Genomic DNA, 789 nt, shown 5'->3' with positions numbered 1-789 from the left:
ACCTCTTATAAAACCGAAAGTTGAGACTGTTGCAATTTGAACTTGCGCCCACTGTAAACAAACACGGCAACGAATACCGCGCAGCACACCACACGAATTAAGATTGGAATATCGTGCCAAACCAAAAGCGCACCGATAGTAAGCAGAACCAACCTCATCAATATATTCAATGGTCCTTCTAAGTAACCTTCAATGGCTCCAATGAGCGCGTAAGTACCCACTATCGCAAAGAAGCCGACCGTAATTACTGATGTCACATCCCAACTGACCAATCCGGTATAGGCAATTAACAATGGAACCAAGTACAGCCCCTTCGCAATTTTCCAAGCCATGAAGCCTGTTCGCATTTGTGGCGTTTTCGCAATGGTCGCCGCTGCGAATGCGGTTAAACACACTGGTGGCGTAACGTTACTGTCTTGCGAAAGCCAGAAAATGATCAAATGCGCAGCCAACAATGCCAAGCCAACCGCCTCTAAACCCAGACTTTGCTCTAGTAGCGTTTCAACAAAATCAGCAGGAACCATCGACAGCATTTCTTTCGCCGTTTCCAGCGCCATTGGCGCATTGAGAAGTTCGAGCTTATCTGGTGCCGCTAGCATGAAGATCGCTTTCGCTTGCTCAGGTAATTGCCCTGAAACCATCAACTCTAAAAGTTGGTTCTCGGCAATCAACTTATACAAGGCAGGTGCAGACAAAGTGCCCAGAACAATATACGCCGCTGTCACAGGTAAGCCCATACCTAAAACCAACGATGCCAAAGCAATCAACACGAGCATGATGAACAAATCA

At 46.8% G+C, this 789-nt stretch carries 1 protein-coding gene; it reads right to left on the bottom strand.

The features are described 5' to 3' along the window. Positions 1-5 precede the first annotated feature (5 nt). Positions 6-789 (bottom strand): TRAP transporter large permease subunit (locus R7Q11_RS25720; RefSeq protein ID WP_225466945.1); only part of this gene is annotated, 784 nt, incomplete at its 5' end.

It is taken from the genome of Vibrio sp. 970, from assembly GCF_033339075.1.
Note: the sequence above shows the minus strand (reverse complement) of the source record. Positions and strands in the feature narration are given on the sequence as shown.